Origin of the sequence: Pengzhenrongella frigida (assembly GCF_004168625.1) — a bacterium.
Classification (GTDB): Bacteria; Actinomycetota; Actinomycetes; order Actinomycetales; family Cellulomonadaceae; genus Pengzhenrongella; species Pengzhenrongella frigida.
Genome location: NZ_SDWW01000013.1, coordinates 24,285 through 39,001, shown reverse-complemented (window position 1 = coordinate 39,001; position 14,717 = coordinate 24,285). Strand labels below are relative to the sequence as shown.

Sequence of the window (14,717 nt, the reverse complement as noted above, 5' to 3'; positions counted from 1 at the left end):
CTATGGGTGATCCGTCCTAGTTTCGAAGCATGGCAGCATCGAAGAGATCCGATCCCGCGAAGCAGATCACCCAGGCTGTCGCCATCGCCGCCGCAGCCCTGTTCGCCGGTGCCGGAGCCGCCGTCGTGGCGAGCAGCGGCGCCGATCCCGGGACGAGGGCGACGGCGTCGTTCATCCGGCCGATCTCGCCGTCGGCACGGCCGACCCCACCGTCGGCGATCGAGGCCGAGCCTGCCGGTGAATTGGCCGTCGAGCCGTCTGCGCCGGGTGCCGCCGCTCCGGGAGTGTTCGCCGGGCCCAGTCCGGCCTGGGTTCCTGCCGGCCGTGGATCCACCAGCTCCACGGGTGCCACGGGGTCCGGCCTCCTGATGAACCCGGCGATCCGCGGGCCGGTCGCCAGCGACGACCCGTCGCCTGCCGCCGGCGCCCGGTCCCCGCTGCTGGTCGCCGCCCCGACCGGCACGGTCACCCCGGCCGTGCCCGAGCGGCCCGGGTCGAGCGACGCCCCGCCGCCGGTGGTCGAGGTGCCCGCTGGCCCCCGCCCGACGCCGACCCCCACCGGAGGGGGCGGTGACGTGCCCGGTGACGTGCCCACCGACGTGCCGACGCACGTGCCGACGGACGTGCCGACTGACGTGCCGACGGACCTGCCGACTGACGTGCCGACTGACGTGCCGACGGACCTGCCGACGGACGTGCCCACGGACGTCCCGACTGACGTGCCCACGGACGTCCCGACAGCTGTCCCCACTGCCGTCCCGACCGACGTCCCGACCGTCGCCCCGACCGACGGCCTCGGCGACGTCGTCGGTCCGGGTGTCTGGGACAGCTGGGGCGACTGGGGCGGTTGGGGGGCTCCCGGCTTCTGGGGCTGAGTCCCGCCGGCCCCGCCGTGAGCCGCGGGCGAGTCCCTCATCCCGGTGCGTTCCCGGTCGATCAGTGAGGGGACAGGTCCGTGCTCAGGGGGGCTCGAGGCCTGTCCGGCCGGAGGTAGCCCGACATGGACGTGCGCGATCCGATCGCGGCCTCGTACGCCGTCGCAGCTGTGGCCTGCGCCATCATCGCCGTGGTGGCCTGGCGGCAGCGGGCGCACAACCTGACCCTCGGGGCCGCGCTCACGGTGGTGATGGCGGGGGCCAGCTGGTGGTCCGTGAGCCTCACCCTGTCGCGGGGGAGCAGCAACGAGTCCGTCGCCGCGATCGCGACGCTGGCCGCGTTCGCCGGTCCGAGCGCCCTGTGTGCGGCGTTCCTGGGTCTCGGGTTCGCGGTCGCCCGACCGCAGTGGGTGCCGACCCGCGCCCTCGTGCTCGCGCTGCTCGTCGAGCCCGCGCTCATCACGGTGGCGGCGCTGACGAACCCGTGGCACCTGCTGGTCTACGGCGGGCCCGGCGCCGCGCAGCTGACGGGCGCCGCGACGTGGACCTACGGCCCGGCCTTCTGGGCGGACACCGTCTTCACCTTCGTCGAGATGTTCCTCGGCCTCGGGTTCGTCGGATGGGCGTGGTGGCGTGCGTCGGACGCGTTCCGCGCGCAACGCCTGGCTGTGTTCGTCGCGGCCCTCGTCCCGATGACGGTGAACCTGGTGTTCATCCTCGGCGGGATCGGCGGTCGGACCGGAGCGCTGGACCCGACCCCGCTCGGACTCGCGGTGACCGGCACGATCGTCTGGTACGCGGTCTTCCGGCAGGACCTGTTCACGTTCGCGCCGGTCGCTCGAGCGCTGATCGTGGACCAGATCGGGGACGCGGTCGTGGTCATCAGCCCGGCCGGCAAGTTCCTCGACCTCAACCCGGCCGCGGACCGGCTCGTGCGGGGAGTCGAGCCGGGTGCACCCGCCGATCTGATCGGGCTGCCCGCCCGCGACCTCCTCGGCGACAGGATGACGACCAGCGACGACCGCGAGGTCGCCCTCGTGGTCGAGTTCCCCGGCGGCCGGTCGGAGTTCGAGGTCCGCGGCTTCCCGCTGATCGACCGCCATCGCCGCGACCTCGGCACGGTGCTCGTCGCGCGCGACGTCACCGAGGCGAACAACCAGAGCCGCCGGTTGGCCGCGGCGCACGATCAGATGGTGCGGCAGGTCGCGACCATCGAGTCGCTGCGCGCCGACCTGGTCGAGCTCGCGAGCCGTGACTCCTTGACCGGGCTGCACAATCGCCGCCACATGGTCGAGACCTTCGACGCGCTCGTCGGGGCCGCCGAGCAAAGCGATGCCCCCCTCGTCGCCGTCCTGTTCGACGTCGACCGGTTCAAGGACATCAACGACGAGTTCGGGCACCTCACCGGCGACGCGGTGCTCGTCGCGCTCGCGACCCGACTGGCCGAGTCTGCTCCGGCCGACGCCCTCGTGGCCCGCTGGGGCGGGGAAGAGTTCTTCGTCGCGCTCCCGGGAGCCGACGCCGCGGTGGGCCTCGCCTTCGCCGAAGAGGTCCGTCGGCGGTGCGACGAGAATCCGATCCTCGTCGCGGGCCGGACGATCCGCTGCGCGCTCAGTGCCGGGGTGGCCGTCTACCCGGCGTCGGGCACGACCATGAACGACGTGTTCCACGCCGCCGATGTCGCGCTGTACGAGGCGAAGCACTCCGGCCGCAACCGCGTGCGGCTGTACGGAGGGGGACCAACCGTCGTCCCGGCGACTCCTGCTCGGGCGCGCACCGTGCGGCGGCACGGTCCCCGATCCGCGGGGCGCGGCCCGTCCTGACCTGGCTATCCACCGAGCTGTCCACCGAGCGGCGCGCTCCCGACGTCGACCACCGGCAGGCGCAGCGTCGCCCGCAGGCCGCCGAGCGGTGAGCTCGCGAGCACGACGTCGCCCCCGTTCTCCCGCGCGATCTCGCGGGCGATCGCCAGCCCGAGACCGGAGCCCCCGGCCTCGCGCTGCCGCGACTCCTCGAGCCGCACGAAGCGCTCGAACACGCGCTCGCGGTCGGCCTCGGCCACCCCGTTGCCGTCGTCCTCCACGGTGACGACGCCGTCCGCCACCGTGACCCGCACGCGCGTCCCGGCGTGCCGCACCGCGTTGTCCAGCAGGTTGCGCACCACCCGGCCGACTGCGGCCGCATCGCCCCGCGCGTGCCCGGCGCCGGTGGTCTCGATCCGGACCGGGATGCCGACGGCGGACGCCGGGCGGGACGTCTCCGCGGCGACCTGCGCGAGGCGGGCCAGGTCGACGTCGGCGCGGACCAGCGGCGTCGAGCCGACCCGGGCGAGCAGCAGCAGGTCGTCGACCAGCGCCTGCATGCGCAGGACCTCGCCCTCGAGGTCCTCGGCGAGCTCGGCACTGGTGTACGCGGCGGGGTGGGTGCGGGCGACCTCGATGCTCGCGCGCAGCGAGGCGAGCGGAGACCGCAGCTCGTGGGCGGCGTCGGCGACGAACGCCCGCTGACGTGCGGCACCGACCTCGATCCGGTCGAGCATCTCGTTCAGGGTCCGGGCCAGGGCGCCGAGCTCGTCGTCGGACCGCGGCACGGGCAACGACCCCGGCCCGCCGGACAGGGCGACCTGCGCGGCGGCGCGGCGCAGCTGCTCGACCGGGTGCAGGGCGCGACCCAGCACGATCCAGATCGCCCCGGCGAGCAGGGCCGTGAGCAGCGGGACCACCACGCCGAGCGAGACCCGCAGCGCGCGCAGCAGCCCCTGCACCTCACCGAGGGGCACTGTCGCCACGACGGTCGCCGGGGCTCCCTGGTAGCTGGTCGCGAGGACGGCGACCCGCGCCTGGCGGTCGTAGGCGCTCGCACTCGTGCCGCTCGCCGCCACCTCGTCGCCGGCCCGCCGCTGCAGCGCGGCGACCTCGGTGGCAGGGAGCACGGGCAGGGTGCGGCTGGCATTCGGAGAGGAGGCGAGCACGTGGCCGCGAGCGTCGAGCAGCTGGGCGATCTCGCCGGGCTCGGCCACGGGGAGGGTCTGCGGGAGGCGGTCGTCGCTGGCCAGACCGGCGATCGTCGCGGCCCGCTCGCGCACCAGGTCGTCGAGCGCCACGACCCGGCTGCGGGAGAGCACGGCCGTGAGCACGACGGCGCCCACGATGAGCGTCACGCACAGCAGGCCGGCCGTCAGCAGCGTCAGCCGGACCCGGAGCGACCATCGAGCCCATCCGCGCCGCGGCCATCCCGCCCAGCCGCGCCGTGGCCGGCCGGCCACCCGACTCACCCCGCCACGCGGTAGCCCGCACCGCGCACGGTCGCGATGGCTTCCCGGCCGAGCTTGCGTCGCAGGTAGCCGACGTAGACCTCGACGACGTTGAGGTCCTCGCCCGAGCCGTCCCAGACGTGGTCGCGCAGCTCCACCTTGCCGACCACGCGGTCGGCGTGGCGCATGAGGTACTCCAGCAGTGCGAGCTCGCGCATCGTCGTCGGCACCAGCTCGCCCGCGCGGGTCACGGTCCGCGCCGCCGGGTCGAGCGTGAGGTCGCCCACGGTCAGCACCGCGGGCCGCGCCTCGGCCGGGCGGCGCACCAGGGCGCGCAGGCGCGCCACGAGCACGACGAACGAGAACGGCTTGGTCAGGTAGTCGTCCGCGCCGACGTCGAGCCCGTCGGCGACGTCGTGCTCGCCGTCCTTGGCGCTGAGCATCAGGACCGGGGTCCACACGTCGAGCGCACGCAGCGCGGTCACCACGTCGTAGCCGTTGCGCCCGGGGAGCATCACGTCGAGCACGATCGCGTCGTAGTCGTTGTCCGTCGCGAGCTCGAGCCCGCTGTTGCCGTCGTAGGCGACGTCGACCGCGAACCCCTCCGCCGTCAGCCCGCGCGTCAGCGCACGCACAAGTCCGCGCTCGTCGTCGACCACCAGGACCCGCACCACCGCAGCATGTCACCCGAGCGCCCGCACCTGGCCGAGATGGCTCTCAGCGTGGTCTCAGGGAGGGTGGCGCAGAGTGCTCCTATGACCGAAGCCAGCGTCCCTCGCCCCACCTCCTCCCGCGCCCGGTGGGCCGTTCCCGCCGTCGTCGCTGTCGCCGTGACGGGGGCCTTCCTCGCCCCGCCGCTGCTCGCGTCCGCCGACGAGTCCGTCCTGCCGGACGTGACGCCGGGCCAGCTCGTGACCACCATCGCGGCCGCCGAACCCGTCCCGCTGTCCGGCACGGTCGTCTACACCGCGCGCCTCGGCCTGCCCGAGATCCCGCTCGCCGAGATGACGGGCGCGGACCCGATCGCCCTCCTCGGCGGAAGCTCCACCCTGCGGGTGTGGACCGACGGCGCCGAGCGGTCGCGGGTGGCCCTGCTCGGGTCCGCCTCGGAGTACTCGGTGGTCCAGGACGGCGCCGAGGCGTGGACGTACTCGAGCTCGGACGACGCCGTCGTGCACTACACGCTGAGCGCCGCCGACCAGGCGCGCTTCGACGCCCTCGCCGACGACGCCCGCGCGGGCACCCTGCCCGAGGTCGCGGGCGGCCTGCCCACCCCGGACGAGGCGGCCCGCGCGGCCCTCGCCCAGGTCGAGCAGTACTCCACGGTCGCGATGGGCGACCAGACGACCGTCGCCGGGCGCGACGCCTACCAGCTGGTCGTCACCCCGAAGGACGCCAGCACGCTGATCGGCAAGGTCGTCGTCGCGATCGACGCGGAGACCTCGACCCCGCTGCGGGTGCAGACCTGGAGCAGCACCGACTCCTCCTCCCCGGCGCTCGAGATCGGCTTCACCGACGTCGCCTTCACCACGCCCGACGACGCGGTCCTCGCGTTCTCGGCGCCCGCGGGCGCCGCGGTGAAGGACGTCGTCGTCCCGCTGCCCGAGATGACCGGCGCCGAACCCGAGACCGCTCCGGGGACCCTCCCCGAGGGTGTCTCGATCACCGGGACCGGGTGGGAGACCGTCACCACCTGGTCCGGCCTGGACGTGGCCAGCCTGATCGCGGGCGATCCGGCCGCGCTCGCGACCGTGCCCGGCGCCGAGCTCACCATCGGCTCCGAGAGCGCGCAGGACCTGATCGAGGAGTTCATGCCCAGCGACGGATCAGGCTCGCCGTCGATCCCGACCCTCGACACGTCGGTCCTGTACGACCAGCTCACGACCGCCGTGCCCGAGGGCCGGCTGCTCAGCTCGACGCTCCTGAGCGTCCTGGTGACCGACGACGGTCGGGTCCTGGTCGGGGCCGTGCCCGCCGAGACCCTCCGCGCGATGGCGTGACGAGCACACCGGTGACCGCGTCGGGCACCCGCTCGTCGTCGGTCCCGCGTGACCGGCTGCGGCCGGCCGGCTCGACCGAGCCGGCCGGCGCGGACGTCGAGCTGGACGCCTCGGACGTGACGGCGCTCGCGGTCCGGACCGAGGGGCTGACCAAGCGGTTCCGGTCCGGCCAGCTCGCGGTCGACGGGATCGGGCTGCGGGTGCCGCGCGGCTCGGTCTACGGCTTCCTCGGGCCCAACGGCTCGGGCAAGACGACGACCATCCGCATGCTCCTCGGGCTCGTCCGCCCGACCAGCGGCGTCGCGTGGCTGCTCGGCGAGCCCATGCCCGACGGCGCCGGGCACGTCCTGCCGCGCGTCGGCGCCCTCGTCGAGGGCCCCGCGTTCCACCCCTATCTGGGCGGGCGGGCCAATCTGGCCCGGCTCGACGCGAGCGACGCGACGGCGGATCCGCGCACCGCGCGCCGCCGCAGCGACGAGGCGCTCGAGCGCGTCGGGCTGACCGCGGCCGCATCCAAGCCGTACCGGCAGTACTCGCTCGGGATGAAGCAGCGTCTCGGCCTGGCCGCGGCCCTGCTGCGACCGCGCGAGCTGCTCGTGCTCGACGAGCCGACCAACGGCCTCGACCCGCAGGGCACCCGCGAGGTCCGGCTGCTGATCCGCGAGCTCGCGGACGCCGGCACGACGGTGCTGGTGTCCTCGCACCTGCTCACCGAGATCGAGCAGGTCTGCACGCACCTCGGGATCATGGGCCGCGGCAAGCTGCTCGTGCAGGGGGAGCGCCAGGTGCTGACCGAACGTGGCGTCGCACGGGTCACCGTCACGACCGCCGGCGAGCAGGTCGGGGCCGCGGCCGAGGTGCTGACCGGGCTCGGCCTGGCCGAGGTGCTGGCCGACGGCGTCACGCTGCACGCGCTGCTGGGTGCCACCGCACCCGAGGAGGTGTCGGCGGCCATCGTCAACGCCGGTCTCGACCTCGTCGGGCTGCAGGTTCGACGACCAAGCCTCGAGGAGCTCTTCGTCGAGCTGACCGGGGAGGGTTTCGATGTCGCACGCTGACGTCCTGGCGGACGGCTCGGCCGACGCCGCCGAGCTGAGGCCGTCGTCGACCCCGGTCCGCGGTGCCTGGGGACGGCTGGTGCGCAGCGAGCTGCGGCTCGTGTTCGGCCGGCGGCGCAACCAGGCGCTCCTGGCCGGGCTCGCGGCCGTCCCGCTCCTGCTCGGCCTCGTCCTGTTCGTCACGCGGGACTCTGCGCTCGCCGGGCAGGGGCCAGGGTTCGTCGGTCGGGTGACCGGGAACGGCCTGTTCCTCGTGGTCGCGGCGCTGATCATGTGCCTGCCGTTCCTGCTGCCGCTCACCATCGGCATCGCGACGGGTGAGGCGATCGCGGGGGAGGCGTCGTCGGGCACGCTGCGCTACCTGCTGGCGGTGCCGGTCTCTCGCACGCGCCTGCTCGCCGTCAAGGCGGTGGCGACGATGACCTTCGTCGCGGCGGCCGTGCTCGCGATCGGCCTCGTCGCCCTGGCGGTCGGCGCGGCGTTCTTCGGGCTCACCGACGTCACCCTGCTGTCGGGCACCACCATCCCGCTGGCCGACGGCGTGCTGCGGGTCGCGGGCGTCGCCGCGTACGTCACGCTGTCCCTCACCGGGCTGGTCGCGGTGGGGCTGTTCTTCTCGACCCTGACCGAGGTGCCGGTCGGCGCCATGGCCGCGACCGTGATCGTCGCGATCGTCTCCGCGGTGCTCGACACGCTCCCTCAGCTCGCCGCGATCCACCCTGCGCTGCTCACGCACCACTGGCTCGACTTCGCCGAGTTCCTGCGGGTCGAGGTGGACTGGGGCGTGCTTAGCTCGGGGATGGCCGTGCAGGCCGCCTGGGTCGCGATCTTCGGGTCGCTCGCGTGGAGCAGGTTCGTCACGGCGGACGTCTCGTCCTGAGCTGCACCGCGGGGATCCCGGCGTGACTGCACCGCCGTGCCCGGCCCGGGCCCGGCGGTGCAGTCGCGCTGCCGCTTGGTCAGATCGTCTCGTCCCGAACAACGCGTTCGGTCACCGGGATCGTGGGCGGCGCGGTGGTCCCCGGCTCGACCGTGACCACGCGGGGCGTCTCGGTCACGGTGCGTCGGGTCGTCCCTGCGGGCAGGTTCGTCGCCGCGGGCTGGGTCGCCGCGCGCTGGCGTCGGGGCGTGAGCAGCACCATCGTCAGCACGAGCCCGAGGACTCCTGCGGCCATCAAGATCCAGCCGATGATCTGAACGTCAATCCCCGCCACGGTCGTCTCGACCGCGAAGGCGAGAATACCTCCGACGGCCAGCAGAAAGATGCTGAAGCCGATACCCATGTCATTCCTCTCGTCGGTACCTGAAAATGTGTGTGTTCGTCGAGCAAAGACCTGCACCGGTGATTCGGTCCACCGTTGCCGGCCTGTGGGCGCGGGCGGATAGAGCTGCCCGCGCCGGGGCGTTCACCAGAAGTGGCGACGTCCACCGACGGCGCGGCCCGTGCCGCCGAGGATGGCCAGGACCGCTCCGACGACGACCAAGATGACCCCGACGGTGGTCAGCACGGGAAGCGGCAACAGGTAGCCGACGATGACGAGGACGATTCCAAGAACGATCATGAGTTCTCCTTAGTTGTGCGGGCCCGGACGCATGGCGCCAGAACCCAGGGGATGTGCGGATTGTTGTTCGGAGCGTTGCCGAAAAGAGCGACACGAACCTCGACGAACTGCATCCAGTTAACCCTGAGAAATTGCCTGCTGTCAAATCCGCACCGCGGAATTGCGAATGATTCCTACTTTCTTTGGTGTCGGCGCGGGAGGGTTGCCGTCGGAAAAAGCGTTCGCTGGGCGCGCCCGGCGGACGGGATACTCGGGGGGTGACCACTGCTCCCGACATCCGGCTCGTGCAGCTCCCGGCGGCGGCCATCCACGCGCTCGCGGCCCGCGACCTGGCCGCGGCGAACGCTGCCGCGCCGATCGCGCTGACCCGCTTCTTCGTCGAGGGCGCGGACGCAGGTGTGTGGCGGATGCGCAGCCGACAGATCGAGGACGATCCGACCAGCGCGGACTGGGTGACGCGCGTGATCTGGGACGTCACAGCGCAGATCGCCGTCGGGCGGGCCGGCTATCACGGCCCGCCGGATGCCACGGGCATGGTCGAGGTCGGCTACTCCGTCGACCCCGGCTGCCGTCGCCGGGGGTACGCACGGGCGGCCCTCGAGGCCCTCCTGGACCGGGGTGCCCGCGAGCCCGCGGTGCGCACGGTGCGGGCGACGATCAGTCCCGGCAACGACGCTTCCCGCGCCCTGGTGCTGCAGTACGGCTTCGCCGAGGTCGGCGAGCAGTGGGACGACGAGGACGGCCTCGAGACGATCTTCGAGGTCAGTGCGGCGACGTTCCGCGCGGCACAGCTCAGCGGGCGCTGACGCCGGACCTGTCAGCGCCCGCCGGCGCACCGGACCCGACCCGTTTCGGGAGCGCGAACACGAGCAGGAACGCGACCACCGCGAGGGCAGCACTCACGGCGAGCGCCGCGGTCGCGCTGTGGGTGAAGGCGATCGCGAGGTCGTCGGCGGTCGGCGGCCCCTGGGTCGGGAGCACGAGGGTGCCGAAGAACACGCTGCCGATGATCGCGATCCCGATCGCGCTGCCCAGCCGCTGCATCACGCCGATGACCCCGCTCGCTGCGCCGGCCTCCTGCCGGTCGACGGTCGCGATGATGAACTGCGCGTTCGGGGCGATGAACAGCCCGCTGCCGGTCCCGGCCACGAGCAGGGGCGCCAGCAGGTCCCAGTGCGTCACGTCGCCGGGCGTGACGAGCAGCAGCACGAGCCAGAGCGCGCTCAGCCCGACCGCGACCATGGCGGTCCCGATGACGAGCACGCGCCGCCCGATCGCCGCGGCGAGCCGGCCGCTCTGGGACGCGCCGATGATGCTGCCGATCGCGAACGGGATCGAGACGATCCCGGACTCGAGCGCGGTGTGGCCGAGGCCGGCCTGCCACAGGATCGAGATCGTGAAGAAGATGCTGACGAACGCGGCGAAGTAGACGAGGGCGAGGATCACGCCGCCGGTGAAGGCGGGGTGCGAGAACAGGTGGGGCGGCACCAGGGGGCTCCGCCCGCGCTTGGCCACGGCGACCTCCCACGCGCCGAACAGCGCGATCAGCGCGACGCCGCCGACCAGCGACACGTACGTCCAGGCCGGCCAGCCCTGGTCCTGCCCCTCGATCAGCGGCACGAGGATCGCGATGAGCCCGCCCGACAGCAGTGCGAGGCCGAGGCCGTCGACGCCGCCCGCGGCGCGGCGGTTCTCTGTTTCCGTGGGGAGCTGGCGCTCTGTACCCGTGGGGAGCTGGCGCTCTGTACCCGTGGGGAGCTGGCGCTCTGTACCCGTGGGGAGCTGGCGCTCTGAACCCGTTGGCAGCAGGATCGCCGCGGCGACCAGGGCGACGATCCCGATCGGCAGGTTGACCACGAACACCAGCCGCCAGCCGTTCGTGTCGCCGAACGCTTCGATGAGCAGCCCGCCGATGAGCGGCCCGAGGGCCGAGGAGACGCCGACGACGGCACCCATGATCGCGAAGGCCCTGCCGCGCGTGCGGCCGGTGAACAGCAGCTGGATGTAGGCGGTCACCGCCGGCAGGTAGATGCCGGCGGCGAGCCCCTGGACGACGCGCGCGACGATGAGCTGGGTGCCATCGGTCGCCAGGCCGCAGGCGACGCTCGCTGCCGTGAACAGGGCGAGCCCGCTGAAGAAGACCCACTTGTGCCCGTAGCGGTCGCCGACCCGGCCCGCCGGGATGAGCGCGAGGCCGAAGGCCAGGGCGTAGCCGGAGATGATCCACGACAGGGTCGCCTCGGAGGCGTCCAGGCTCGTGCGGATCGTCGGCAGGGCGACGTTCACGATCGTCGCGTCGAGGAGCGACATGAACATCCCGATGAGCAGCACCCCGAGCGCGCGCCAGGCGCGCCTGGGGGTGGTCGTGCTGGCCACGGTGGTGGTCTGAGGCAAGGTCAGGAGTCCTTTCGGGACTTTTCGTCTTGGACGATCGCGGGCAGGTCGGCGATCAGGGAATCGGTCCAGTCGAGCTCGGCGCGCAGCCGGAACTGGTGGTGCGCCATCGTGTGACGCTCGGCGACGGTGAGGTGCGGGGCAGCGCGCTCGTACTTGGCCTGCTTGGCGGCGATGGTGGCCGCGATCGCGTGCCGGCGGGTGGCGAGGATCTGGGGGAGCGCGTCCACCGCCGCGGCGTCCAGCCGGGTGAGCGCCAGGTCGAACGGGTCGGGCCGCAGGCTGAACTCGGTGAGGGTCGTGCGGATCATCGAGGCGAGCGTCGTGCGTCCGGCGGGCGTGATGGCGTACACCTGCCGCTCGGGTCGGTTGCCGACGCGCTCGGTGCGGACCGTCTCGATCAGGTCGTCGGCCGCGAGCCGCTTGAGTGCGCCGTAGATGCCCCCGACCGTGAAGTCGGTCCACATGTGGATGTGCTCCTCCTCGCCGAGCAGGCGCAGCTGGTGCCCGTGCATCTCACCGCGCTCAGCGAGCGAGCCGAGGATGAACACGCGGATCGACGACATCCCATTAGTCTCGCACGACTAATCGTGCGCCACGAGATCCCGGGGGACAGCAGCCGGTGGCTCAGCCGACCAGGGCCGCGGCGGTGGCGTGGGCGTCCGCGAGGGCGTCGAGGTACGCGCGCGCGACGTCGCCCGGGGCGAACCCCGTCGCCTCCACCCCCGCGACGTCGTTCTCCTCGTGGGCGAGAACCGCCGCGAGGACCGGGCCGTAGGGCCCCGACAACGAGACCAGAGCGTCGCCGACGTCGTCGGACACCCCCGTGTGGGCGACCAGATCGGCGGGTGCGACCTGCAGCTGCGCAGCGGCGGCGGAGAGCAGCCCGACCGTGTACGCCGCGTCGATACCGACGAGCGATCGGCATGCGGTGCCGCGGCTGAGCATGAACCACACGCCGGGCGGGTGTGCGCGCGCCCCGAGCAGGGAGGTGATCGCGAGGGCAGTCAGCGGCTGCGGCCCGAGCATCACGACAGCGCGGCGGATGGAGTCGATCCGGCGTCGTGGGCCGACCGCACCGGAGTTCACGAGCCGGAGCGCCCGCATCGAGAGCTCGGGGTCTGAGGCGATGACCCGGATCACCCGGGCGTGATCGACCTCGTCGGCGCGCAACAGGCCGGCGAGCTCGAGACACTGCAGCTCGCCGGCGGTGAACGCATGGGCGGTCGGGGTGGCGTCGCGCCGGAAGAGCGGCCCCTGCAGAAGATCGATCCGGTGCTGCACGCAGAACTTCACCGCCGCCTCGGTGTCGACCCGCTCGGCGATCACCGGGACCCCGGCGGTCCGTGCCGCAGCGACCGCGTCCGCTGACGACACGTCGCCCCGCCCGAGATCGACCTTGACGAAGTCGACCAGGGAGAGCAGGGCGTCCGGGCCGGGGCCCGGTGCGTAGTCCGCCAGCGCCAGGCCAAGTCCGGCGGCCCGGAGGCGTCCGAGGTGTTCCGCTGCTTCCGGGAGCTCGGCGAACCGGGCGGGCACCTCCATCACCACGCCGGCCGGCAGGTCCGCGCGGGGCCACTCGCCGCGGAGCATCGAGGGGGTCGCGCACACGAAGATGAGGTGACCACCGGCCAGCGCGGCGAGGTCGAGCGTCGCGTACCTCTCGTCCACGAGCGCATCGAGGCGGTCCTCGCCGCCCGCGCCGGCGGTGCGCCCGACGACGATGTTCACCGCGTAGCCGAGCACGGAGCGGTCTGGACGCACCACGTGCTGACGGTGCACCGTGAGCCCGCCCGCGAGCAGGGTCACCGGAGCCGCCGCGCGGGGTCTGAGGCGGACCCGTCGATCAGCAGCGCGACCAGCTGGTCAGCCTCGACCGGTCGGGAGTACAGGTACCCCTGCCCGAGTCCGCAGCCCATCGCCGCCAGGTCGTCACGCTGCCCTGGCTGCTCGATCCCCTCCGCGACCACCTCCAGGCGCAGTGCGTGCGCCAGCGAGATGATGGCTCTGACCAGCGCGCCTGCATCGGGGTCACCGTTGCCGAGCGCGTCGACGAACGACTTGTCGATCTTGAGGATGTCCATCTGGAACTTCTGCAGGTACGACAGGCTCGAGTACCCGGTGCCGAAGTCGTCCATGGCGATCTTCACCCCGAGTTCGCGCAGGGCGCGCAGCTGCTCGGAGATCGCCGACGCGTCGACGGCGAAGATGCTCTCGGTGAGCTCGAGCACCAGCTGACCCGGCCGCACGTGGTGCCGGCGCAGCGCGTGGCGCACGTCCTCGACGAAGCCGTCCTCGTGCAGCTGGCGCGCCGAGACGTTGACGGACATGCTCAGCTCGGAGTGCCCGGCCTGCGCCCAACGCTGCAGCTGCGTGCACGCCTGTGCGAGCACCCACCGGCCGAGCTCGACGATCAGCCCGGTCTCCTCGGTCAGCTCGATGAACTCGGCGGGCGGGAGCAGGCCCCGGGTGGGGTGCTGCCATCGCACGAGCGCCTCGCAGCCGACGATCGCGCCGGTCTCGATCGAGACGATCGGCTGGAAGCGGAGCGCGAACTCGTCCGCGTCGATAGCGCGCTCGAGATCGGTGCGGCGCTCGAGCCGCTCCAGCATCCGCAGGTGCAGATCCTTGTGGAAGAGCACGACCTGGCCCTTGCCGCGGTCCTTCGCCGCGTACAGGGCGAGGTTCGCGCACCGCATCACCTCGGTCACGTCGAGCGGGTCACGGGTGCCCCCGGTCACGACCAGCCCGATGCTGGCACTCACGCGCAGCACGCGGCCGGCCACGGTGAACGGGGCGGCGAAGGCCTGCAGCGCCCGGGTAGCGAACCGCTCGGCCTGGGCGACCCCGGTGAGGTCCTCGACCAGGACCGTGAACTCGTCGCTTCCGGACCGCGAGACGGTGGTGCCCTCGCGCAGCGTGGTTCGCAGCCGGGCAGCCACCTGGATCAGCAGCCCGTCACCGGTGGTCTGGCCGTGCGCGTCGTTGATGCCCTTGAAGTCGTCGACGTTGAGCACCAGCATCGCGACCACGATGCCCAACCGCGCCCCGCGCGCCAGGGCGTGCTCGGCACGGTCGTGGAACAGTGCGCGGTTCGGCAGGCCCGTGAGCGGGTCGTGCAGGGCCTGGTGCGTGAGCTGCACCTCGAGGGCCCGCCGTTCGGAGACGTCCCGCATCGTCAGCACGATGCCGTGCACCCGCGGGTCCGCCAGCAGGTTGAGGGACAGCACCTCGAACGCCACGGTCGTACCGTCGCTGTGCCGCAGGTGCCAGTCGGTGATCACCTGGGTCGCCGTCGTGCCGGCGACGAAGCCCGCGAAGATCGCCTCGGCCTCGCCGGCCTCCTCCTCGCCGAGGAGGTCAGTCAGGCGCAGTCCGATCCCGCCGGGCGCGGGCAGTCCGAGGGCGCGACCCAGGGAGGGCGAGCAGTAGCTGATCTCACCGTCTGGGTCGACGATCGCGAACACGTCCGACGTGTTCTGGAGGAACCCTCGGATGCGCGCGTGCGGCCCATGCACAGCACCGCCCCCTTACGCCGAGATGTCACCTGGCTCATCGGGTGGCATCTCCTCGAG

The 14,717-nt window shown here is 72.9% G+C and carries 14 protein-coding genes; 6 read left to right on the top strand and 8 right to left on the bottom strand.

The genetic code is table 11. The annotated features are described in order from the left end of the window. The first annotated feature begins 29 nt into the window (after positions 1–29). Positions 30–875 carry a hypothetical protein gene (locus EUA98_RS07125; RefSeq protein ID WP_130101983.1) on the top strand — a complete coding sequence of 282 codons (846 nt, stop codon included), beginning with the start codon at positions 30–32 and terminating at the stop codon, positions 873–875. Positions 876–1,000: 125 nt separating this feature from the next. Beyond that, positions 1,001–2,698 carry a histidine kinase N-terminal 7TM domain-containing diguanylate cyclase gene (locus tag EUA98_RS07120; RefSeq protein WP_130101982.1) on the top strand — a complete coding sequence of 566 codons (1,698 nt, stop codon included), beginning with the start codon at positions 1,001–1,003 and terminating at the stop codon, positions 2,696–2,698. A 5-nt stretch (positions 2,699–2,703) separates the two neighbouring features. On the opposite strand, the gene EUA98_RS07115 is transcribed toward EUA98_RS07120, so the two are convergent. Both EUA98_RS07115 and EUA98_RS07110 read right to left on the bottom strand, forming a co-directional pair. Beyond that, entirely contained in the window at positions 2,704–4,140 is a 1,437-nt protein-coding gene (locus EUA98_RS07115) for a sensor histidine kinase (protein WP_130101981.1), read from the bottom strand. 5 nt (positions 4,141–4,145) lie between these two features. Then, positions 4,146–4,799, bottom strand: coding sequence for a response regulator transcription factor (locus EUA98_RS07110; RefSeq protein WP_130101980.1), 654 nt, complete (start codon positions 4,797–4,799; stop codon positions 4,146–4,148). An 84-nt stretch (positions 4,800–4,883) separates the two neighbouring features. On the opposite strand from EUA98_RS07110, the gene EUA98_RS07105 reads away from it, so the two are divergent. The 3 genes from EUA98_RS07105 (at position 4,884) to EUA98_RS07095 (ending at position 8,066) form a co-directional block, all read left to right on the top strand. Beyond that, positions 4,884–6,128: a LolA family protein gene (locus EUA98_RS07105; RefSeq protein ID WP_130101979.1), complete on the top strand. Its 1,245-nt coding sequence runs from the start codon at positions 4,884–4,886 to the stop codon at positions 6,126–6,128. A 116-nt stretch (positions 6,129–6,244) separates the two neighbouring features. Beyond that, entirely contained in the window at positions 6,245–7,186 is a 942-nt protein-coding gene (locus tag EUA98_RS07100; protein WP_207219004.1) for an ABC transporter ATP-binding protein, read from the top strand. After that, positions 7,173–8,066, top strand: coding sequence for an ABC transporter permease (locus EUA98_RS07095; RefSeq protein ID WP_130101978.1), 894 nt, complete (start codon positions 7,173–7,175; stop codon positions 8,064–8,066). Before EUA98_RS07100 ends, EUA98_RS07095 begins: the two co-directional genes overlap by 14 nt. A gap of 79 nt (positions 8,067–8,145) precedes the next feature. Here EUA98_RS07095 and EUA98_RS07090 read toward each other — a convergent pair whose 3' ends face one another. Continuing rightward, entirely contained in the window at positions 8,146–8,469 is a 324-nt protein-coding gene (locus EUA98_RS07090) for a DUF6458 family protein (RefSeq protein ID WP_130101977.1), read from the bottom strand. Positions 8,470–8,592: 123 nt separating this feature from the next. Further along, positions 8,593–8,748 carry a DUF6131 family protein gene (locus EUA98_RS19700; RefSeq protein ID WP_165372746.1) on the bottom strand — a complete coding sequence of 52 codons (156 nt, stop codon included), beginning with the start codon at positions 8,746–8,748 and terminating at the stop codon, positions 8,593–8,595. 257 nt (positions 8,749–9,005) lie between these two features. Here EUA98_RS19700 and EUA98_RS07085 point away from each other — a divergent pair, with 257 nt between their 5' ends. Further along, entirely contained in the window at positions 9,006–9,554 is a 549-nt protein-coding gene (locus EUA98_RS07085; protein WP_242511324.1) for a GNAT family N-acetyltransferase, read from the top strand. Here the strand turns inward: EUA98_RS07085 and EUA98_RS07080 are convergent. The 4 genes from EUA98_RS07080 to EUA98_RS07065 all read right to left on the bottom strand — a co-directional run bounded on the left by EUA98_RS07080 (position 9,541) and on the right by EUA98_RS07065 (position 14,660). After that, complete coding sequence (locus tag EUA98_RS07080; RefSeq protein ID WP_242511323.1) at positions 9,541–11,142, bottom strand: MFS transporter; 1,602 nt, start codon at positions 11,140–11,142, stop codon at positions 9,541–9,543. The two genes, EUA98_RS07085 and EUA98_RS07080, sit on opposite strands and share 14 nt — an antisense overlap. A 2-nt stretch (positions 11,143–11,144) precedes the next feature. Then, positions 11,145–11,708 (bottom strand): PadR family transcriptional regulator, encoded by a 564-nt coding sequence (locus EUA98_RS07075; protein WP_130101976.1) that lies wholly within the window; start codon positions 11,706–11,708, stop codon positions 11,145–11,147. 61 nt (positions 11,709–11,769) lie between these two features. Beyond that, positions 11,770–12,951, bottom strand: a complete 1,182-nt coding sequence (locus tag EUA98_RS07070) for an EAL and HDOD domain-containing protein (RefSeq protein ID WP_130101975.1) — start codon at positions 12,949–12,951, stop codon at positions 11,770–11,772. After that, entirely contained in the window at positions 12,948–14,660 is a 1,713-nt protein-coding gene (locus EUA98_RS07065; protein ID WP_130101974.1) for a putative bifunctional diguanylate cyclase/phosphodiesterase, read from the bottom strand. Before EUA98_RS07065 ends, EUA98_RS07070 begins: the two co-directional genes overlap by 4 nt. Between the last annotated feature and the right edge of the window lie 57 nt (positions 14,661–14,717).